The 21498-nt window shown below is 42.1% G+C and carries 16 protein-coding genes; 6 read left to right on the top strand and 10 right to left on the bottom strand.

Features of this window, described 5'->3' with window-relative positions; genetic code table 11:
• Window positions 1-85: 85 nt before the first annotated feature.
• Window positions 86-301: a VF530 family protein gene (locus BLU33_RS16435; protein ID WP_091375362.1), complete on the bottom strand. Its 216-nt coding sequence runs from the start codon at window positions 299-301 to the stop codon at window positions 86-88.
• 2 nt (window positions 302-303) lie between these two features.
• On the bottom strand, window positions 304-1128 hold the full coding sequence (locus tag BLU33_RS16430; RefSeq protein ID WP_197684514.1) for an alpha/beta fold hydrolase: 825 nt from the start codon (window positions 1126-1128) through the stop codon (window positions 304-306).
• Window positions 1129-1250: 122 nt separating this feature from the next.
• Between BLU33_RS16430 and BLU33_RS16425 the strand changes: the two genes are divergently transcribed.
• Complete coding sequence (locus tag BLU33_RS16425) at window positions 1251-2624, top strand: glycoside hydrolase family 28 protein (protein ID WP_172829259.1); 1374 nt, start codon at window positions 1251-1253, stop codon at window positions 2622-2624.
• A gap of 442 nt (window positions 2625-3066) precedes the next feature.
• Here BLU33_RS16425 and BLU33_RS16420 read toward each other — a convergent pair whose 3' ends face one another.
• The 7 genes from BLU33_RS16420 to BLU33_RS16390 form a co-directional block, all read right to left on the bottom strand.
• Entirely contained in the window at window positions 3067-3861 is a 795-nt protein-coding gene (locus BLU33_RS16420) for a DUF4249 domain-containing protein (RefSeq protein ID WP_091375356.1), read from the bottom strand.
• A gap of 14 nt (window positions 3862-3875) precedes the next feature.
• On the bottom strand, window positions 3876-6239 hold the full coding sequence (locus BLU33_RS16415; RefSeq protein WP_091375353.1) for a TonB-dependent receptor: 2364 nt from the start codon (window positions 6237-6239) through the stop codon (window positions 3876-3878).
• A gap of 41 nt (window positions 6240-6280) precedes the next feature.
• Entirely contained in the window at window positions 6281-7675 is a 1395-nt protein-coding gene (locus BLU33_RS16410) for an alpha-L-fucosidase (protein WP_091375350.1), read from the bottom strand.
• A gap of 113 nt (window positions 7676-7788) precedes the next feature.
• A complete protein-coding gene (locus tag BLU33_RS16405; protein ID WP_091375347.1) occupies window positions 7789-9696 on the bottom strand; it encodes a class II glutamine amidotransferase in 1908 nt (635 codons plus the stop codon).
• Window positions 9697-9981: 285 nt separating this feature from the next.
• Window positions 9982-11286, bottom strand: a complete 1305-nt coding sequence (locus BLU33_RS16400) for a DEAD/DEAH box helicase (protein WP_317040525.1) — start codon at window positions 11284-11286, stop codon at window positions 9982-9984.
• Window positions 11287-11442: 156 nt separating this feature from the next.
• A complete protein-coding gene (locus tag BLU33_RS16395) occupies window positions 11443-12243 on the bottom strand; it encodes a tRNA pseudouridine synthase A (RefSeq protein WP_091375344.1) in 801 nt (266 codons plus the stop codon).
• Between the two features lie 116 nt (window positions 12244-12359).
• Window positions 12360-12584, bottom strand: coding sequence for a CDGSH iron-sulfur domain-containing protein (locus BLU33_RS16390; RefSeq protein WP_091375341.1), 225 nt, complete (start codon window positions 12582-12584; stop codon window positions 12360-12362).
• Window positions 12585-12797: 213 nt separating this feature from the next.
• On the opposite strand from BLU33_RS16390, the gene BLU33_RS16385 reads away from it, so the two are divergent.
• Both BLU33_RS16385 and BLU33_RS16380 read left to right on the top strand, forming a co-directional pair.
• Window positions 12798-14873: a beta-L-arabinofuranosidase domain-containing protein gene (locus BLU33_RS16385; RefSeq protein ID WP_232009314.1), complete on the top strand. Its 2076-nt coding sequence runs from the start codon at window positions 12798-12800 to the stop codon at window positions 14871-14873.
• Between the two features lie 93 nt (window positions 14874-14966).
• Complete coding sequence (locus BLU33_RS16380) at window positions 14967-16010, top strand: LacI family DNA-binding transcriptional regulator (RefSeq protein ID WP_091375338.1); 1044 nt, start codon at window positions 14967-14969, stop codon at window positions 16008-16010.
• Window positions 16011-16173: 163 nt separating this feature from the next.
• Here the strand turns inward: BLU33_RS16380 and BLU33_RS16375 are convergent, their stop codons facing one another.
• On the bottom strand, window positions 16174-16776 hold the full coding sequence (locus tag BLU33_RS16375; protein WP_091380718.1) for a GNAT family N-acetyltransferase: 603 nt from the start codon (window positions 16774-16776) through the stop codon (window positions 16174-16176).
• Window positions 16777-16975: 199 nt separating this feature from the next.
• Here BLU33_RS16375 and BLU33_RS16370 point away from each other — a divergent pair, with 199 nt between their 5' ends.
• The 3 genes from BLU33_RS16370 (at window position 16976) to BLU33_RS16360 (ending at window position 21400) form a co-directional block, all read left to right on the top strand.
• Window positions 16976-18733, top strand: a complete 1758-nt coding sequence (locus BLU33_RS16370; RefSeq protein WP_091375336.1) for an ABC transporter ATP-binding protein — start codon at window positions 16976-16978, stop codon at window positions 18731-18733.
• 28 nt (window positions 18734-18761) lie between these two features.
• The gene (locus tag BLU33_RS16365; RefSeq protein ID WP_091375333.1) at window positions 18762-20522 is read left to right on the top strand and encodes an ABC transporter ATP-binding protein; all 1761 of its coding nucleotides are present in this window, start codon (window positions 18762-18764) and stop codon (window positions 20520-20522) included.
• Window positions 20523-20695: 173 nt separating this feature from the next.
• Window positions 20696-21400, top strand: coding sequence for an NUDIX hydrolase (locus tag BLU33_RS16360; RefSeq protein ID WP_091375330.1), 705 nt, complete (start codon window positions 20696-20698; stop codon window positions 21398-21400).
• The last annotated feature ends 98 nt before the right edge of the window (window positions 21401-21498 follow it).

The following is a 21498-nucleotide window of genomic DNA, read 5'->3' as shown; positions in this document are numbered from 1 at the left end:
TTATCTGTTCATTGCCGTTGGTTTTAACCAGCGGCAATGAATATCACCACAAAAACCTGACTTTAGCGAAAATACCCCATGATAATCAGAGTTTGCTAAAAGTTTCTATATACAGATCCTCTACCTTTTTGCGTGCCCATGGCGTTTTGCGCAAAAATTTCAAGCTTGATTTAATACTCGGATCATCCAAAAAACAATTGATGCGGATACGGTAACCCAGTTCGGGCCAGCCATGATGTGCTACCAGTTCGTTCAGTACCATTTCCAGCGTTTTGCCGTGCAATATATTATTAGGCTGCATAACTAATTCCAAACATGAAAGGGTGTACTAAAAAACTCATCAACTTTTTTATTGAACTCAGCGGTATGGGCCCGGAAAGTAGCATGCGGTGAATCGGGCAAGATCCATAAATAGGCATGCGGAATATTCTGATATATTAAAACCGTATGCTGTATCACGATCACATCGTGGTCGCCGCCAATAATAAGTGACGGACATTTGATCTTTCTGAGCGCCAGCAAAGGTATGTTGGGTTGAAACCAATCCAGTAGAAATATCTTCTGGTCATTTTTTTCCTTGGCTGTTTTAAATATCTTGTTTTTTGAAGCATTATAATCATCCCGCTCGCCTATCCAGTCTTTAGGATTAATAGCAGTAGAATCCGGCCAGAGATTAGCCCCTGTTGAGGCCAGTTTTATCACCTTTTCGGGATGGCGCATGGCTAGCAGCAGTGCATTTATCCCACCGTCGCTCCAGCCGATCACATAGGTTGATTTGATGTGCATTACATCCAGCAGTGCTGCAAAATCATCGGCCATCATTTCAAAGCTTAGGGAATCACGGCTATCGGTTGATTTGCCCTGTGCACGGCTATCAGGTACTATAACCATATATTTTTTGGAGAAGTAGGGGATATTATTTGAGAACGCGCTGATATCGCCACCGTTGCCATGTATCATTAACAAGGGCTTACCTTTGCCATAAACTTCGCAGTACATTTTTATACCGCGAATGTTATAATACTTACCGGCGGCAGGGTTATTGCCGTAGGGTATCTGCTTATCCTGTGCAAACGCGATTAGTGTAAACAGCTGCAGCAAACAAAAAGTAAAAATTAGTCTTTTCAAGTGGATAACTTTAAAATGCGACTAAAGGTAAAATCTTTAATATAAATAAGGGTACTAAATATAATCATTTAAATTTACTCATCTTATTATCTGCCATGATAAACCAACGTAAACTTAGATACTTGCTGATAGCATTTTTTTTAATTCTTGCTGCCAATGCGGATGCTCAGCGTAAGCAAAAAACAGTATCCCCTGTCGACCAGATCCTTAAAAATATTAAAGTACCTGAGTTTAAAAGGGATACTTTCAACATCGTAAACTACGGAGCAATAGCTGATGGCAAAACAGATACCAAAGCTATTTTTAATAAGGTGATCAGCTTGTGCAGCGTAAGCGGAGGTGGTGAGGTTATTGTACCTCAAGGCAAATTCTACATCGCAGGTCCTGTTGTACTCAAGAGCCATGTTAACCTGCATTTTAATGATGGAGCTGAACTTGTATTCTCCGGCGAGCCAAAAGATTATTTACCTGCTGTACTTACGCTTTGGGAGGGTACGGAACTCTATAATTACTCGCCGCTTTTCTATGCCTACCAATGTTCTGATATTGCCATAACAGGCCACGGTATAGTAAATGGATCAGCCAGTAAAAATTTTGCCAAATGGCGACCGCAAGGCTCGCCGGAGCAAAACAGGCTCAGGCAAATGGGGCACGACCTCGTGCCTGTTTACCAGCGCGTATTTGGTGACAATAATGCGCAGTTGCCACCGGATATGATCCAGTTCTTCGGCTGTAAAAACATATTAATATCAGGCATAACCATTCTGGATGCGCCTTATTGGGTTATACACCCGGTGTTATGTAATAACGTTACGGTGCAGGATGTGACCATCAATAGCCATAATTTAAACAACGATGGTTGCGACCCCGAATCAACCACCAACGTGCTGATACAGCGCTGCAATTTTAATAGCGGCGATGATGGCATTGCCATTAAGGCCGGCCGCGACCAGGATGCATGGCGCATTGGACAGCCTACCGAAAATGTGATTGTGAGGGATTGTGTATTCCGGTCAAAAGCTAACGGACTTTGTATCGGTAGTGAGATGTCGGCAGGTGTGCGGAATGTGTATATGTATAACGTGCAGATAAAAAAATGCCTGAGCGCCATCTACTTTAAATCCAACCTTGACCGCGGTGGTTTTATCGAGGATATACATGTGCATAACGTGCAATGTGATACCGCGGTAGCCGGGTTTATTCGCTTCGAGAATAATTATCATGGCTCACGTGGCGGCCATTATCCCTGCAACTTTAACAACTTTACTATTGATAACGTAACCTGTAATTATGCTGGCGAGGTGGGTATTTATGCGGTAGGCGTACAGGGCAATCCCCTCAAAAATATCAGCCTGAAAAAGGTGACCGTGCTTAATACGCCCAAACCTGAAGTTATCAGCAATGCCGAAAACTTGACTTATAAGGGAGTAACAATCAATGGCACCAACCTGGCAAAACCAACAAATACGGGGGTTATTACGTTGCATACTGATTGATATGCATCTTCTTTTATCTACCCTCTTTGTCGCTTGCGACAGAGAGGGTGGTCGAGCGAAGCAACGACCGGGTGAGTCGGCGGAGCGAGTTTTACCCCCACCCGGCCTCCCCCTAAGCTTAGGGGGAGGTGTCGACGAAGGAGACGGAGGGGGTAAAATGCGTTAGTGATAGGAGTCGGATACCGGCCTTGTGATTAAGGCCTGCAGGCGTATGAGCGGATAGCATGGCCGGAGGTAACGCCCAAATAAGTCCCCGTCATCCTGAACTTGTTTCAGGATCCCACAGGACATGTCAACATCATGCTGGCCACTTAGCTTGTGAGGTGCCGAAACAAGTTCGGCATGACATGAATAATATTTTAATGCGCTCCGTTAACTCACCCCGACTACGCTACGCTGGTCGACCCTCTCTGCGATAAACCGCAAAGAGGGTGAAAAAGATCTACTTTACAATTATTGCCTTTGATTGCGTAGTGTGCGCGCTAAAATATCCGAGAGCGTTATTATTGAAATTTGATGGTGGGTTTGCTGGCGTGGTACCGCCGCCCGGGCCATTACCCTGTTGCTGGCTCAGACTGAACCAGTATTTATAAATATTTTTATCAATACATTCCATCTCAACTGTGGCGGTATCAAGTGGGTGTATATCTATGCCGTTTTGCAACAGGTCATCTTTTACATAACGGCCGTTTGTAAAACTATCATCGTTGGTAAAAATGGCGCCGGCTTGCTGACCGTTTATGTATAATATAAACCGGTACTGGTTGGCTATTTTTGCCGGATCCTGGTAATCGACTGTTACGGTGCGCAGATCTTTATTACTAAGAACATCTGTTTTTGTGGTTAATGTATCAAGGTTAACAGGGTAGGGCATGGTTGATTTTGCGGTATAAATTTTACCACCGGTTTGTACAGTTAAAGTATAAGTATGACCGGGTATACCACCAAAAGGATAAATAGAATATACCCCAGGATTACTTTGGCCTAACTTATGCTTATAGCCCAAACTATCAGCTATTGTAACTTCCGCATCGGTTACAGGCGGAAAGATATTGTCGCTGGTAAAGGACACTGATTTGGTAATAATTACATACTGCGGCCCGAATTGATCTGTAAGGTTACCCTCAATAACCAACTGCGGGGCGGCGTTATCGAGTTTCAGGTCGATAACTTTTTGGCATGATGTGGCCACAATTAAAAGTATTGCTGCTATTAGTAACTGATATTTAAATTTCATATACCGCATACCGTTTAAAATTTAAAGTTCCAGGTAACTGATGGTACTCTGCCGAATAAACTTGTTTCCACCGCCTCCGTTGTGCCAGGGTTTGTTTTGCTATCGCGAAAAGTAATAGCATATGGGTTACGGTGATTATAAATGTTATAGATACCAAATGTCCAGCTGGAATGATATTTTTTATGCGGCTTCCCCTCAAACGTAGCGCCAATATCCAGTCGGTTATTTGATGGTTCACGGTTAGCATTGCGTTGCGAATAATAATAGGTAGTTACCCCACCAATAGCATATTTACCATTTGGATAAGTAACTGCATTACCCGTACCATAAACAAAAGTACTTGAAAACGACCATCGTTTGTTCAGTTGGTAAATGCCCACTGCTGATATATCATGTGTACGGTCTTGTGTGGCCGGGAAGTAATTGCCGTTGTTTATGGCATCAAACTTCCGTTCGGTTCTTGAGAGTGTATAGCCTAGCCAGCCATTAAAGCGTCCGTATTTCTTTTTTAAGTAGAACTCGATACCATAAGCCCTGCCGGTACCATACACCAGTTGCGATTCCACATCCTGGTTCAGTATCAGCTGCGCGCCATCTTTATAATCTATCTGGTTTTGCAGCCATTTGTAGTATACTTCGGTCGAGAACTCAAAAATATTCTCGTCAAAATTCCTGAAATACCCGGTTGATACCTGGTCGGCAATCTCCGGCTTGATATTGTTGCTGCTCATGGCATACAAGTCGGTAGGTGTGCTGCTGTTTGAATTACTGAGGATATGAATATTTTGTGTATTGCGGTTATAGGATGCTTTAAGCGATGTTTGATCGTTCAGACTATAACTGGCTGATAGGCGCGGCTCCAGGTAAAAATAACTCTTTACCACATCACCCGATTGATAGGTCTTTGAAGATAATGTATTACCGTCGGCATTATAAGTGCTAAAAGTTCCCGGGCCGAATATAAATATGCCACTAAGGCGCGCACCATATAACAGGGTTAGTTTATCGTTTACATGCCATTCATCGCTAACATAAGCTGCGGTCTCCAATCCGTAGCGGCGTTGTATCACTTTAGTGTTAAAGCTCGAACTATCGTTCGAGGTCAGGCTGCCCGGTGCCAGGTTATGGTGCAGCGCGTCGATACCAAAGCGCAGGGTATGGTTGCTATTGATATAATATTGCAGGTCTTCCTTAAGGTCGATATCAGTTATTTTTGATACTGCTCTAAAATCATTCCCCGGTAAAAAACTTTGAATGGTGTAGTTATAATTACTGTATACCAGCGATGTATTGGAGAATAATTTGCTGTTAAACACATGGTTAAAACGCAAAGTCCCGGTAGCATTACCCCAGTTTGTGCCGAATGTATTTCTCAGTCCCAATACATCCTTACCAAAATAGCCTGAAAGATAAATGGCGTTTTTATCATCAAAATGGTAGTTGGCCTTGGCATTCAGATCATAAAAATAAAGCTTACTACCTTTTACCGTGCTATCTGATGATGCTTTTAAAAAGGCATCGATATAAGTACGCCGCGCGCTGATCATAAATGAACCCTTATCTTTCACAATCGGGCCTTCCAGTTTGATGCGTGATGATATAAGGCCTATACCACCTTCTACAACATACTCCTTGTTATTGCCCTCATCCATCTTAATATCCAGCACTGATGATAAGCGGCCGCCATATTGCGCAGGCATGCCACCTTTATACAGGCTTACATCCTTTATAGCATCTGAATTAAAGGTGGAGAAGAAGCCAAATAAGTGAGAAGCGTTATATACGATCGCCTCATCCAGCAATATCAGGTTTTGGTCGGATGCGCCGCCGCGAACATAGAAACCGGTATTGCCTTCACTCGCCGCCTTAACGCCGGGTAGCAAGGATATAGTTTTTAAAATATCACGCTCGCCCAACAAAACGGGCACATTATTTATTTGCGACATGTTTAGCTTTTCAACGCCCATTTCGGGCGATGTTACATTGTCGTTATTATGCCCTTTGGCGCTTACTACAACTTCAGTCAGATCGTTACGGGCATTCAATATAATATCCAGAGCCACATTTTTATGCAGCGAAACCTGGCGCGAAACAGTAACATAGCCAACGTAACTGATCAATAAAGTATAGTCGCCCTCAGGTGCTGAGAGTGAATAAAAGCCATAGTTATTGCTGGCAGCGCCATTTTGCGAAAGCTCCTTAATACGTACAGTAGCACCAATTAATACCTCGCCTGTTGCGGCATCTTTAATATTGCCGCTTATGGTGAATTTCTTTTGCGCGAAAGACGGAATACCTATAAAAATAAGTAATAAACAGAAAAACGTTTTTAACAGGGGATTATTAATATGGGCTAGTGGATAATTCAACTTTAGCATTGGCAGTGCTAAAGTTATAATATTCTGTTATTAAATAATCATTATCTGCGTTCATTATATACACCAAATTCGGCTATTGATACCTGGTGATCTGCCTTGCCGATCTGTATCCTTACTTTATTGCCCCATACCCTGTTAAACCGGTGTAGTTTGATGCGTTTACCATTTTCGCCATCAAAAAGTGTTTTCCATACCCCATTTTCACAATATTCAAGACGGTAATTGGTAATGTTTGCTTTTTCTTCGGCAATAGCTATTGCATTAAATGCTTTATCCCTGTCGAAGTCAATTTCATACCATGGCTGTTTTACTGTAGGATTTGATACCCATGAAGTAGTAAAATCATCATCATTGGCAAAATCCATAATATTCATATCATCGCTCCAACTGGAGTTTGATGGCTGATTTTTAGCCAGGTTTGATGATATAATTGGTGGCTCAATAACAGGTAGTTGAGGTGCCGGGCCATCATTTTTCCATATTTTTCCTATGCTGCTTAACGCGGCCAAAGCATTATCATCAATTAAGCCATCGCGGTTGGGCGATACATTCAGTATAAAGTTACAATCAACCTTGTTAAACGGAATAATGTAATCATTCACCAGTTTTACCGGGTCTTTTACCGGGCTGGTTGGATCATTCGTTTTCCAAAACCATGAGCCGTTAATTGGTAAGCAGGCCAATGCTGGCATGCGGTTATATTCCTTTGATATTCGCTGACCAGCTCCCATTTCGTAGGTTTTAATATCTGTATAATACAAACCCTCAGCCGGGTATTTCGCGCCGTTAAGGTCCATCATTACACAATTGGGCTGTAATGATTTTACAAGATTGTATATCTCTTCAAAAGGCACATCATCATATGATATCCGCGACCATGGCGCATCCCAGCCATCAATAATCAGGGCTGATATTGGCCCATAATTAGTTAGTAATTCTCTAAGCTGTGCTTTTATCATCTCCACATCCTTTTGAGTAATTGAATGTGGGCGTATTTTATGGTGTGTATCCAATATAGAATAATACAGCATCACCTTTAAACCATTTGCCCTGAAGGCATCCGTAAATTCCTTAACCACATCCCGTTTTAGCGGACTATTCATTACGTTATAATCGGTGGTTTTGGTATCCCAGATACAAAAGCCACTATGATGCTTAGTAGTAAGGCAACCATAGCTCATATTGGCAGATTTTGCCGCTTTTGCCCATTGGTCGCAGTTTAATTTTGTTGGATTGAATAAGGAGGGGGATGCTTCCGGATCAGGCCAGTCCTGATCCATATAAGTTGGGATATTAAAGTGTATGAACATCCCAAACCGCAGATCGACAAATTGTTGCTGAAGTTGTTGTAATGGCAGTTTATCCTGTGCCTTTATAGTAAACGTTAATAAAGTAAAAATGCAAAGTAACAGGTAGTTGGTCGGTCTCTTATTCATAGGTAAATTATGAAAGGCTAAGATATTAAAAAAGCCTCATCACACACAATGGCATAAAACAAAAAAGGGTATTATACTAAGTATAACACCCTTTAATTATATTCCAGATACGCTTATGCGTATGCTCTGTCCTTTTTACCTTCCATCCAGTTTACAAAGGCACGGTTAACAACCTTATTGCCACCCGGGGTTGGGTAATCACCACTGAAATACCAGTCGCCGGTATGATCCGGGCAGGCTTTATGCAGGTTATCCAGTGTTTGGTATATCACGTGTACTTTGGCATTGGTTTTTTCAGGTGTGATGATCTTTGCAATACGATCAGATATTTCCTGATCGGTAAATGGTTCGTAAATGGCCTTTACATAATTTACCACCTCTTCTTTAGTCAGATGGGCGCTATCCTTGCATTTCTGGTAAACATTCAGGATCACATCTTCCATGTTTTTCTCCTTCAGCAGGCTTATAGCCGCCTCAAAAGCCACAAACTCACCCATGCGCGACATATCGATACCATAACAATCAGGGTAACGGATTTGCGGAGCAGATGAAACTACAACGATCTTTTTAGGACCTAAACGATCCAGTATCTTTAATATACTTTGCTTAAGCGTAGTACCACGAACTATCGAGTCATCTAATACAACCAATGTATCGTCGCCATTTTTTATGAGGCCATAAGTGGTATCATAAACGTGGGCAACCATTTCGCTGCGGTCAGCATCCTGAGTGATGAAGGTGCGCAGCTTAACATCTTTAATAGCGATCTTCTCAACACGTGGCGCCATACTCAGTACCTCGGTCAATTCTTCTTCACTTATCTTATCCGCACGGTTCAATAAACGATCGCGCTGGTATTTCTTAATGTATTTATGTATCCCCTCAACCATACCATAAAAGGCAACTTCGGCTGTGTTAGGGATATAAGAGAATACGGTATTTTTAACATCATGTCCTACAGCATCCAATATCTGCGGACAAAGCAATCTACCTAACTGCTTACGCTCACGGTAAATAGAGGCATCACTACCGCGTGAAAAGTAAATACGCTCAAATGAACATGCTTTCTTTTCCTGCGGCTCGCTGAACATATCTTCAGTGATCTTGCCATTCTTCTTCACGATCAAGGCATGACCAGGTTTTATTTCCCTGATCTGGTCGATAGGAATATTGAAAGCTGTTTGTATAGCGGGACGTTCTGAGGCTGCAACAACTATTTCATCGTTGTAGTAATAGTACGCAGGGCGGATACCGATCGGGTCGCGCATTACAAATGCATCACCATGGCCCAGTATACCGGCAATGGTATAACCACCATCCCATGAACGGGCTGATTTACGTAGAATTTTGGCAACATCCATATCATTGGCTATCAGTTTGCTGATCTCCATGTTATCGTCCAAACCTTCGCGTTTATACTGATCAAAAAGCCCCTGATTTTCTGTATCCAGAAAGTGGCCTATCTTTTCAAGCACGGTAACGGTATCAGCTTTTTCTTTAGGGTGCTGGCCGAGGTCGTATAGTTGTTGCAGTAGCTCTTCAACATTAGTCATGTTAAAGTTACCTGCAATAACCAGGTTACGGGTCATCCAATTATTTTGCCTTAAAAAGGGGTGACAGTTTTCAATGCTGTTTTTGCCATGCGTACCATAACGCAAATGGCCCAGTAACACTTCGCCGGTAAAACTAACGTGTTGCTTGAGCCATTCAGCATCGGCCATTCTTTCAGGCGTCTCCTTTTCAATCTCAGCAAATTTTTTCTGGATGTATTCGAATATATCAGCAACAGCATTTGAAGCCATTGAACGGTGCCTGCTTATATAGCGCTTACCGGGTTCAACATCCAGTTTAATGGTAGCAACACCGGCGCCATCCTGGCCGCGGTTATGCTGTTTTTCCATTAAAAGGTATAGCTTGTTTATGCCGTACAGCGCTGTGCCGTACTTTTTTTGATAAAAAGAGAGTGGTTTCAGAAGACGAATAAACGCCACACCGCACTCATGTTTAATCTGATCGCTCATGATTTGTAATGAGCCGCAAAGGTAAAATTTTAAGTTTAATTTAAGCTAAATCGTTTGTCATTAAATCGTATTAAAATCAATTTAGTTTTTAACAAAATGTTAGGTATTCAATAGTCATTGGTCATTACGCTTCGCTGCCATTGAGTCATTAGGTGTTTGAACAGGGAATTTTAATGAGTTTTTAAAAATACCGTCTAATCCTTAAATTCTATAAACCTGGGTTTTGACTTTGCGCGTTTGTGCCGTCAGCGGGCGGGCGCTAACCAAAAATTATCGAAGCGAATCTTAATGCTTCCGTTTATTATTCATCTTGGCTTTAGTGCCCGAACTATAATTATAAGTTTTTGAGTTAGCCGCCTTCTTCTCGTGGAAAGCTTCACCTGCAACCGGTTCTGTTTTCTTTGATTTGGCAGCTGGTTTCTCAGCTGGCGCTTCCTTCTCCTTTTTATCGGTATCAATAACCAACTCATCAGGCAGCGCAGCTAAAGGCATTTTTTTGCCACTGGCCTGCTCAATTTTTTTAACAAGGGCAAGCTCAATATCAGTTGAGAAAGTTATAGCCAGCGTGTCGTCATCATCGCCGTTATTTACTATCCGATTAATAAATAGTTCTTTTTCTTCCGGTACATCTAAATGGATGAGGAAGGGAATGCCACTTAAATCAAGCTCGTCAGCATTTTCATTGGCAATGATCAATACTTTAAGCGTATCATCCTGCTTAAATTCAGCCACATCCTGTACGCTTTTGGATTCGTAGGAAAGCGGGTTAATAGTTACCACTGATTCCCTCATCCTATGCTTTAAGCTTTTCTGAACGGTTTCGGCAGTAACACGGGTATTTACAAATACTACCGTTTTGGTGAATAGCTCATCATCCTGCATAAATAAATTCAGCAGGTTTAGCTTAGTCCTGAAATTAGGTACATTATATAATAATTGCTGATGGGTATTCAGTGGGATAGCCTCCAGCTCTTCAGCCTCAACAATAGCCGGCATTTTCATAAAAGGATCAATCATTTTATGGAGCTTGGCATGCAATACCTCGGTAAATACCAGGTGTTGGCTTTTGGTGATACTGTTGGCGAGTTCGGCAACAGGCAGCTGCAGGCCTTGTTTTACCATATCTTCGGCATCATCAACTATTAAAACATCAATTTTATTAAGGTTGAGGCCAAGTTTAAGGTAGATGGCACGGGCCCTGTCGGGGGTGGCGACTACTATATCGGCGCCATCTGCCAAAGCGTTCATTTGCGCTTCAATGCCGGGCGTAACGTACAGGCCGACTATCTGTATGGTATCGTTTCTTTTAAGCTGATCAAACTGTTGCATCACCGCTTCAACACGTTCCTTATCAGGTACCAGGATCAATACCCTTGGGGCATCATCATAACCACGCGTAATGCGGTTTAATATGCCGATGATATAGGTGGTAGTTTTACCTGAGCCTTCGGGAGCAACAGCAATAACATCCTGCCCGCCAATTATACGCGACAATGTTTTTAGCTGGATCTCTTTAGGATTAAGGTACCCCGCTTCGGTTAATGTACGTGATAACCCCTTGTTCAGCTTAAATTTATCTAACCACACCATTCAAATAGTATTAAGCCGCGAAGATAAGGATAAAAATAATGATGTTATTACTCCCTTCTGTCATTGCGAGGAGGAACGACGAAGCAACCTCGTCGCATGCATATTGAACGCGACGAGGTTGCCACGCTATCGCTCGCAATGACATAGAGAGAAGAGTTACACTTCTTTCCAATCCCCACTCACCATCATCGTTGAAAATGCCGATCTTACCGGCAGATCCAGATAGGGATACGTTACTTTGGATAAATATAATCCCTGAGGATGTGCAGGTGTAATAATCTGTGGGGTAATTTTATCAGCTAAATAATGCTCAAACTCATCTACACTCATGGTACCCCGGCCAATTTCAAGCAGGCGGCCTGTTATTATGCGCACCATTTTGCTAAGGAAACGGTTGGCGGAGATGTGGAAGCGCAGCCTGTCGCCGGTGGTATCAGTATATAATCTGGCGGTGCTTACATGGCAAATGGTATGATCTATCCTGTCGGGCATTTTGCAGAAAGCGCGATAGTCATCATACTGCGGCAGCAATTGTATGGCGGCCTTCATTTTATGCAGATCAAGGTTATTTTCAGGATATAATGAGCTAAACCCGCTGAAAAATGGGTCTTTATAAGTATGGATAAAGTAATCGTAACCACGCTGTACAGCATCAAAGCGGGCATGGGGCAGGCCCTGCATGGGGATGATATCAAAAACGGCAATATCATCGGGCAATAATTTATTCAGTCTGAAAAGCAGGTCGAAATCCCATTCATTTTCAATATCAATATGAAAAAAGAATTGACTGGCATGCACCAGCGCGTCGGTGCGCCCGCAGCCGGTAATGGGGACAGGTTGCTTCAGGATCTTACCCAAACAGGTTTCCAAAACTTCCTGCACATTTACAACGCCCGGATGTTTCTGCCAGCCGCTGTACCGCGAGCCGTGGTAACCTATATGGATGAAGTAGCGCAATGTTTATGTGATGTAAAAAGGAGGGTGTCATACTGAGGTACTCGAAGTATACGGATAAAGGCCTCTGCGCTCACCCTTCGACTATCGCTCAGGGTGACACCCTTCTGATTAATAAATTATACCTTCTTCGGAGGCAAATCAAATGCGATAGCATCATGCTCAAAATGCCCTTTGTGTGAGCCATCGCAAAAAGGTTTGTTTGCTGATAGTCCGCAACGGCAAATTGATACTACCGTTCTGCCTTGTAAACCGTAGTTGTTACCCTGCATATCCACTATCTCAAAATCGCCATCTATTTTAACTGATCCGTTGTTGTTAATTGTAAGTTTTGTTGTAGCCATAAATTTTTATTTGCGACGAAGGTACAAACTTGACCTTACCAACTTTTACATAAGTTGTTATATAAACTCATTCTTAATACGTGTGGATGGATACATTGTAACAATTAAGCTTGAATTTTCAGAAAGAATTTGCTAAAACGTTTTTAAGTACTATCTTGACAGCAGATTTCTAAATCTACGTTTAAAACCAATTTGTACTACATCATCTGTTTTATGAAGAAATTGTTGCTGACTACCATCAATTTTAAAATCCGAAAATATGCCGGGCCTTTAATGGCGCTGTGCTTTTTACCAGGCGTAAGTAATGCGCAAACTGTTGTTTTTATTAGTAAACCTGCCAGTACCACATCCAACGCTTATTATGTAAGTAACAAAGCACCGCTAACTGCACAAAGCTTTGTAAAGCTGCCATTAAGTGCTATAAAACCCGGTGGCTGGCTAAAAAAACAACTCGAATTACAAAAGGATGGCCTTACCGGGCATCTGGGCGAGATCAGCATATGGCTTACCAAAACTGATAATGCCTGGCTCAATAAAGACCGGAAAGGTAAATATGGCTGGGAAGAATTGCCTTACTGGTTAAAAGGTTATGGCGATATTGCTTACGTGCTGCAGGATGAGCGCATGCTGAAGGATACCAAATTCTGGATAGATGCAGTGATAAATAACCAGCAGCCCGATGGCGATTTTGGCCCCATAATTTACAAAGGCGATGGCAAGCGCGACCTGTGGGCCAATATGCCGATGCTGTGGTGCATGCAATCCTATTATGAATATTCGAAAGACGCACGGGTGCTGAGCTTTATGAGCAAGTACTTTAAATGGGAGCTTGCTATACCTGATGATAAGTTTTTACAGGATTACTGGGAAAACAGCAGGGGCGGAGATAATATGGTGAGTGTGTACTGGCTATATAACCGTACCGGTGAAAAATGGCTGCTGGATCTGGCAACAAAAATAGACCACAACACGGCTAACTGGCGACAAAAAAATAACCTGCCTAACTGGCATAACGTAAATGTGGCCGAATGTTTCAGGGAGCCTGCTACCTATTACCAACAAAGTCATAATGCCAATGATCTTGCAGCAACTTATAATGATTTTAAGTTGATCCGCAATATTTATGGGCAGGTACCGGGCGGCATGTTTGGTGCCGACGAAAATGCCCGCAAAGGTTATGACGACCCGCGTCAGGCCGTAGAAACCTGCGGCATGGTGGAGCAAATGACATCGGATGAGTTTTTATTGCAATCTACAGGTGATACTTTTTGGGCCGATAACTGCGAAGATGTCGCATTTAACACCTTCCCGGCAGCTTTTACATCCGACTATAAAGCTCTGCGTTATTTAACCGCGCCAAATATGGTAGTGAGCGATAACAAAGATCACTCGCCGGGTATAGCTAACACGGGTCCGTTTTTAACCATGAACCCTTTCAGTAGCAGGTGTTGCCAGCATAACCACTCTGCAGGCTGGGTTTATTATGCCGAGAACAGCTGGATGGCAACTGCCGATAACGGGCTTGCCGTGCAACTATATTCCGAAGGTGAAGTAACGGCAAAAGTTGGCAAGGGTATCCGGGTTAAACTTACCGAGCAAACACATTATCCGTTTAACGATAGGGTGAACTTTACTATAAATACTCCGCGTAATGTTACTTTTCCGCTTTACCTGCGTATACCGGCATGGTGTAATGGCGCATCGGTAAGCATTAATGGTAAAACAGTGCCGGTTAATGCAATGCCTGGTGGCTATATAATGCTTACTAATAACTGGAAAAATGGCGATGAAGTTGCCCTGCAATTGCCAATGGCGTTGAAAGTGAGGGAATGGAATCAGAATAAAAACAGCGTCAGCGTAAATTATGGTCCGCTTACATTCTCCTTAAAAATTGCGGAGAATTATGTAAAAACAGATGCTACAACCGCTGTACAAGGCGATTCGGGCTGGCAGGCTGATGCCGATCAATCCAAATGGCCGGCCTATAACATTTACCCTGCATCAAGCTGGAACTATGGTTTATTGGTGGATACACAACACCCGGAATTATCATTTAAAGTAATTAAAAAGCAATGGCCTAAGGATGATAACCCGTTCACCAATGCCAATGCACCCATTGAGCTTGTTGCGCAAGGTAAACAAATACCCGGGTGGACAATTGACCAATATGGACTGTGTGGCGTATTACCTGTAAGTCCGGTAAAAACCGCTGAAAAAGTTACTAAATTAACGCTGGTACCCATGGGCGGCGCAAGGTTAAGGATTTCGGCTTTTCCTGTGGTGGAATAGGTTGAAAGCCCGTATAATTGCGAAATAAACAAATAGACGCTATATTAGATTTTTATATCAAAAATAAACTGACATCCAACAAGAGTAAATTAAATGGTAAACAAAAAATTATCAATAGTTGATATTGCTAACCAGCTGAATATTTCAAAAACCACCGTATCGTTTATATTAAATGGCAGGGCTAAAGAAAAGAGGATAAGCGATGAATTGGTGCAAAAGGTATTGAAATTTGTTGAGGAAGTTGGCTATAAACCCAACTCGTTGGCTAAAAGTTTACGTACCGGTAAATCAAATATCATTGGTTTGATGGTTGAAAACATATCGGATATCTTTTTCGCAAATATCGCCCGTTATATTGAGGACAGGGCTTACAAAAATGGTTACCGGATAATTTATTGCAGTACAGATAACGATGCGGCAAAAACCAAGGACCTGATAAACATGTTCCGCGACAGGCATGTGGATGGCTATATAATTGCCCCGCCTGTTGGCGTGGAAGATGATATTGCGGCCCTTATAAAAGATGACCTGCCGGTTGTGCTTTTCGACAGGTTTTTCCCCGAGCTTGAATCGAGCTATGTGGTGGTTGATAATTTGGATGCTACGTACAATGCCACCAAATATTTTATTGATCACGGGTATAAAAATATTGCCTTTATAACCTTCTCATCGCACCAAACACAAATGCAGGCGCGTATGGATGGTTATGAAAAGGCGCTGAAGGAACACAACCTGGCATCACATATAAAAGAAGTTGATTTTTACCAGGATCCGCAATTTATTATTGAACCAATTACCGAATTTCTTGAAAAGAATAAAGGGTTTGATGCCATATTATTCGGTACTAACCGCCTTGGGGTTTGCGGCTTAAAGGCGATGAGTAACCTGGGCATAAAAACGCCGGATGATGTAGCCGTTATATCATTTGATGATAATGAGGTATTTGAAATGTACTCGCCGTCAATTACCGCTATAGCGCAGCCTATTGAAGAAATTGCTGATAATGTGATAACTATTTTGCTGCACAAATTAAAAACACCGGCCGGCAGCCGCCAACTGGAGCAGGTTACTTTAAATAGCGAGCTCAGGATAAGAGGATCTTCTTCGGTTGATAAACCACTGGTAGGATCTAAGTAGAAAGATAATACTGATATTTATGATAGCGATGGGTTTTAAACCCATCGCTATTTTTTTTGCTTTAAAAAGCGTGTCATTGCGAGTGATAGCGCGGCAACCTCGTCGCTTGCAGATCAAAACGCGACGAGGTTGCTTCGTCGTTCCTCCTCGCAATGACATGGTTTTAAGAAAGTTTCCCCTTCAACGCTTCCTTCGCGCCACTTTCCCATTCATCTTTCAAAATACTTAACACAATGGTATTACGGCGTGTACCATCTTCTAATGGCATAACGCTCCTGAGTGTGCCATCAACTTTACAGCCTAATGCTTTCATGGCGGCAATGCTGCGGGCGTTATTGGCATCGGCCCTAAATTCAACACGTACCATACCCAATTGCTCAAAAGCAAATTGCAGCAGCAGGAACTTGCAATGCCTGTTCAAACCCGTAGCGCGAAATTTTTCGCCATACCAGGTGTAACCCAGTTGTAAGCTTTGGTATTGTGGCTGTATATCATAAAAACGGGTACAGCCGGCGTACTCATTGGTTTGTTTGTCATAAACAATAAAAGCATATTCTTTACCTTCTGCCCTGGCCTTAAGTGCACCATCTACATAAGTCCTCATTCCTTCTTCACCGGCAGGGTTAACTGCGGAGTATCTCCAGGTATCCGGCTCATTAATGGCGTAAGGCAACAGTATATTAAAATCACTGGCAACAAGCGGCCTTAGCAGCACGCGTTCATCCTCCAGTATGTATTCATCTTCGGAATTAAAGGGTGTTATCATAGTTTTATTTGGCAATTGCGTAAATGTATTTAAAATGTTTTTATCGCCCAATCGTCTGTAGTATTAAACGGATGTAAAATAAACACCTTGCTATGACGATTTCCCTTATTAGAATACAATATTTATGGCTGCTTAATAAAGCTTTGCTATTTTTACCCGAATTATTGAAAATGTGCGTTGCACTCATCTAAACTAAAGCATGGAAAAACCTAAAGATCAGTCTGCAAATAAACAGGCTAAAAAGCCCGGGATATTCAGTTTGCTTAAACCTTATATGGGTTTGGTAGCAATGCTGATAGTATTCGCGCTTTTTAGTAATGGTATTAACCTGTTACTGCCTAAAATAATTGCCAATGGTATTGATGCCTATACCCATAAGCAATTTGTTTATAAGCCTATTATTATTGAATTTACGCTAGCGGTAATTGCCATATTTATATTTACTTATCTGCAAAGTATTATACAAACCTATGCCTCTGAGCGTGTGGCGCGGGATTTGAGGAGCAAGTTGTCCGACAAAATATCAAAACAAAGCTATGCCTTTGTTGAAATGGTAAACCCATCCAAGCTGCTTACCAACCTTACTGCTGATGTTGATTCCATCAAAATGTTCGTATCGCAGGCGGTTGTGTCAATAGCTTCGTCGCTATTCATAATTATTGGTGCCAGTATTTTATTGCTGATCATCAACTGGCGATTGGCCCTTTGCGTTATTGCCATCATCCCTATTATCGGCGGCACATTTTTTTATGTGTTGAAGAAGGTAAGAGTGTTATTTAAAGAGAGCCGTGCGGTTATCGATTGGCTTAACAAGGTAATCAACGAAAGTATAATGGGTTCGGCGCTTATAAGGGTTATCAACTCACAACAGTTGGAATACGCCAAGTTTTTACAGGCAAATACGAGAGCCAAAGATTTTGGGCTGTCTATATTAAATCTTTTTGCCGGTTTGATACCAATCATCACCTTTACCGCTAACATGGCAGCCCTAAGTATTTTGGTACTGGGTGGTCATTATGTGATTGCAGGCAGCATGAGCCTGGGTAATTTCGCGGCATTTAACAGTTACCTGTCATTGCTGATATTCCCTATACTGGTTATCGGTTTCATGAGCAATATTATAGCCCAGGCAACGGCATCGTATGAGCGTATTAATATAGTTTTAAACGCCGCCGATCTGCCGCAAACAGGCACTGTTAAAGAGCTATTAAGAGGTGATATCGACCTGAAGGATGTAACTGTATTATACGGCCAAAAGCCTGCGTTGGAAAACGTTTCATTTTCAGTAAACGCAGGTTCAAAAATAGCGGTTATTGGCCCTACAGCTGCGGGAAAAACGCAGTTGCTTTATTTGCTTACAGGGCTTATCAACGCCAATAACGGTACGGTAGAATTTGACGGCAGAAGCTTAGCTACGTATGATAGCGAATCGTTCCACAGTCAGGTAGGTTTTGTTTTCCAGGATAGTATCATCTTTAATATGAGTATCAGGGAAAATATCGCCTTTAGCGATACCGTAACCGATGAATCGCTGGAGAAAGCTATTGATACTGCCGAACTAAGAGGTTTTATTGATGGGTTGCCTGATGGATTAAGTACTATAGTTTCAGAACGCGGGTCGAGCCTTTCGGGCGGGCAAAAGCAGCGTATTATGCTGGCAAGGGCGCTTGCTGTTAACCCGAGAGTTTTATTGCTGGATGATTTTACCGCTCGTGTTGATGGTAATACCGAAAAGAAGATATTGGCTAACGTACAAAAGAATTATCCCGGCTTAACGCTGATATCGGTAACGCAAAAAATTGGCGCTGTTGAGCATTATGATAAGATAATTGTATTGATGCAGGGCGAAATTGTAGCCAGTGGTAAACATGATGAGTTGATGCACAGTAGTCCTGAATATGTGCAGATCTTTAACTCGCAGCAAAGTACCAGCAATTATGAAACCGTTGCTAAATAGAAATTCCGGAAGTAAAATATAAATGCAAATGAACTACGATCTTAATAAACTTTCGGAAAAGCAGGAAAAGACATCAACCTATACAGCGCTTAAAAAGCTGATACAGTTGATTGCACACGAAAGAAAGAATTTATTAATGGCTTTAATGGCCATACTTACCAACTCAACGCTTAATTTATTGGGCCCGCTAATTATTGGGCTTACCATTGATAAGTATGTGCAAACCAAACAATACCATGGCGTATTAATTAACGCGGGTATATTGTTAGCCATGTACACTGCGGCATTGGGGAGCAGCTATATGCAAACCAAATTAATGGGCGGGGTAGGGCAACGCATGCTATTCACGCTGAGGAATGCTATCTTCAATAAATTACAGCAATTGCCTGTCGATTTCTTTAATTCGAACAAAGCAGGCGACCTGATATCTCGTGTGAATAATGACACGGATAAGCTGAACCAGTTTTTCTCGCAATCACTCATGCAATTCATCGGTAATATTGCTACTATGACGGGGGCTGGTATTGCTTTGCTGTTCATTCACTATAAATTGGGAGTCGTAGCGCTTGCGCCAGGTGTTTTAATACTGCTGTTTACCAGTGTGGTATCGCCATGGGTTAAGCGGAAGAATGCTACCAACTTAAAAAGCGTTGGCGGTATGAGCGCCGAGATACAGGAAAGTCTGAATAACTTTAAGGTGATTATTGCGTTTAACCGCCGCGATTATTTCAGAAAGCGCTTTGATGAGGCTAATAAAGACAATTATAGCACGGCAATAGGCGCGGGTTTGGCCAATAATATTTTCCTGCCTGTATATAGTTTTTTCTCGAGTATTGCCCAGTTGCTGGTATTGGCTTGTGGCATATACCTCATCAGTATTGGCGATTTTAGTATTGGTTTGCTGGTAAGTTACCTGTCATACGCTACCTTGTTTTATAACCCATTAAGGCAGTTAGCCGCCTTGTGGACAAGTTTCCAGGTGGCTATGGCCGGGTGGGACAGGATCTCGCAGATCTTATCGCTGGAAAGCAATTTGCCAACTGTTCAAAATGCCCTGGCCGAACCTGAGGCATCGTTATTAGAATTCAGGAATGTGCATTTTGGTTATACTGCTGACCATGAGATATTGCATAACATTAGCTTTAAGCTTGAACGTGGAAAAACCTATGCGTTGGTTGGCCCAACAGGCGGCGGTAAAACAACTACAGCTTCGTTAATAGCACGTTTGTATGACCCATCGAGGGGTACGATATTGCTAGATGGAAAAGATATCCGCTCCTACGATCCTTTAGAGAGAACCAAAAAGATCGGCTTTATTTTGCAGGAGCCTTTCCTTTTTACCGGTACTGTAAAAGAGAATATTTTGTATGGGAATGAGCTTTATCTTAATCATACCAGCGAGCAGTTTGAACAGGTAATAACCGATGCGAATTTAGGTGGCTTACTCGCACTTTTTGAAAGCGGACTGGAAACCAAAGTGTCATCAAGCGGGGATAGCATAAGTCTGGGCCAAAAGCAGCTGATAGCATTTATGCGCGCAGTTTTACGAAACCCGGATCTGCTTATTCTGGATGAGGCTACCGCCAATGTTGATACCATAACCGAAAAACTATTAAGCGATATTTTGGATAAACTGCCGCAGCATACCACACGTGTAATTATAGCGCACAGGCTGAATACCATTGAAAATGCCGACGAAATATTCTTTGTAAACTCCGGGGAAGTAACCCGCGCCGGTTCGCTGGATGATGCCGTGAATATGCTGTTGCAGGGAAAAAGAGTAAGTTAAAAGAGTCAGGAATTAAGATTCAAGAACCAGTTAAAGAGTCAGGAATTAAGAGTCAAGAATCAAGGTAAGACCAGAAAGCTTGATTCCTGAATCTTAATTCTTGATTCTATTTCTTCTCTCTTGATTCTCTTCTTAATTATCTTTACACTTGTACTTAAACTCTTAACCCAATTATGTATAAATACGCCGGTGAAAAAGGAATTTTAGTATCCATTGATTGTATCATTTTCGGATTTGATGGCTGGGACTTAAAATTATTACTTGTTCAGCGAAGTATTGAACCCCAATTGCATAAATGGAGCCTGATGGGCGGTTTCGTAAAACCTGACGAAAGTCCGGAAGATGCAGCTAACCGTGTGCTGGAACAGCGTACAGGACTGAAAAATGTGTACATGGATCAATTCCAGGTATTCGGTAAGCCTGATAGGGACCCTGTTGAACGGGTTATTTCCATCGCTTATTTCGCGCTTATTGATATCCATCAGTATGAAAAACAGCTGAGTGATGAGTACCATGCCGAGTGGGTTTTGCTGGATGAAATACCTGAGCTGATATTTGACCATACTGAAATGGTTAAGCTGGCCAAAAGACAGTTGCGTTATAAAGCCGCGCTTCACCCTATATTATTCCAGTTATTACCTGAAAAATTTACCATCCCACAGTTACAGGCACTTTATGAAGGCGTTTATCAAACCAAGTTTGATGACCGTAACTTCAGTCGTAAGTTATTATCAACCGGCTTACTGGTGAAATTGCCTGAGAAGGATAAGCAATCATCAAAAAAAGGGGCGTTCTATTATAAACTGGATCAATCTAACTACCAGGAAAACTTTGAGTCGTTCCTGAACCTGGTTCCAAATCCGGATAAGTTTTTTTAATACTAAAACCCATACGGGTATTTAGTAGGGACGTAACTTTTTTATTCATTTATAGGTATCTGTTTGCATGTAATATATTCTTTGATAGCTTTATGTGC

Source organism: Mucilaginibacter mallensis (assembly GCF_900105165.1).
In the GTDB taxonomy this organism is placed as follows: domain Bacteria; phylum Bacteroidota; class Bacteroidia; order Sphingobacteriales; family Sphingobacteriaceae; genus Mucilaginibacter; species Mucilaginibacter mallensis.
This window is presented reverse-complemented; position numbering and strand designations above follow the sequence as displayed.

Excerpts from the sequence above, each read along its gene's own strand:
- BLU33_RS16435 (WP_091375362.1), bottom strand. The coding sequence starts at position 301 with ATGCAGCCTAATAATATATTGCACGGCAAAACGCTGGAAATGGTACTG.
- BLU33_RS16420 (WP_091375356.1), bottom strand. The coding sequence starts at position 3,861 with ATGAAATTTAAATATCAGTTACTAATAGCAGCAATACTTTTAATTGTG.
- BLU33_RS16415 (WP_091375353.1), bottom strand. The coding sequence starts at position 6,239 with ATGCTAAAGTTGAATTATCCACTAGCCCATATTAATAATCCCCTGTTA.
- BLU33_RS16410 (WP_091375350.1), bottom strand. The coding sequence starts at position 7,675 with ATGAATAAGAGACCGACCAACTACCTGTTACTTTGCATTTTTACTTTA.
- BLU33_RS16405 (WP_091375347.1), bottom strand. The coding sequence starts at position 9,696 with ATGAGCGATCAGATTAAACATGAGTGCGGTGTGGCGTTTATTCGTCTT.
- BLU33_RS16400 (WP_317040525.1), bottom strand. The coding sequence starts at position 11,286 with ATGGTGTGGTTAGATAAATTTAAGCTGAACAAGGGGTTATCACGTACA.
- BLU33_RS16390 (WP_091375341.1), bottom strand. The coding sequence starts at position 12,584 with ATGGCTACAACAAAACTTACAATTAACAACAACGGATCAGTTAAAATA.
- BLU33_RS16385 (WP_232009314.1), top strand. The coding sequence starts at position 12,798 with ATGAAGAAATTGTTGCTGACTACCATCAATTTTAAAATCCGAAAATAT.
- BLU33_RS16380 (WP_091375338.1), top strand. The coding sequence starts at position 14,967 with ATGGTAAACAAAAAATTATCAATAGTTGATATTGCTAACCAGCTGAAT.
- BLU33_RS16375 (WP_091380718.1), bottom strand. The coding sequence starts at position 16,776 with ATGATAACACCCTTTAATTCCGAAGATGAATACATACTGGAGGATGAA.
- BLU33_RS16370 (WP_091375336.1), top strand. The coding sequence starts at position 16,976 with ATGGAAAAACCTAAAGATCAGTCTGCAAATAAACAGGCTAAAAAGCCC.
- BLU33_RS16365 (WP_091375333.1), top strand. The coding sequence starts at position 18,762 with ATGAACTACGATCTTAATAAACTTTCGGAAAAGCAGGAAAAGACATCA.
- BLU33_RS16360 (WP_091375330.1), top strand. The coding sequence starts at position 20,696 with ATGTATAAATACGCCGGTGAAAAAGGAATTTTAGTATCCATTGATTGT.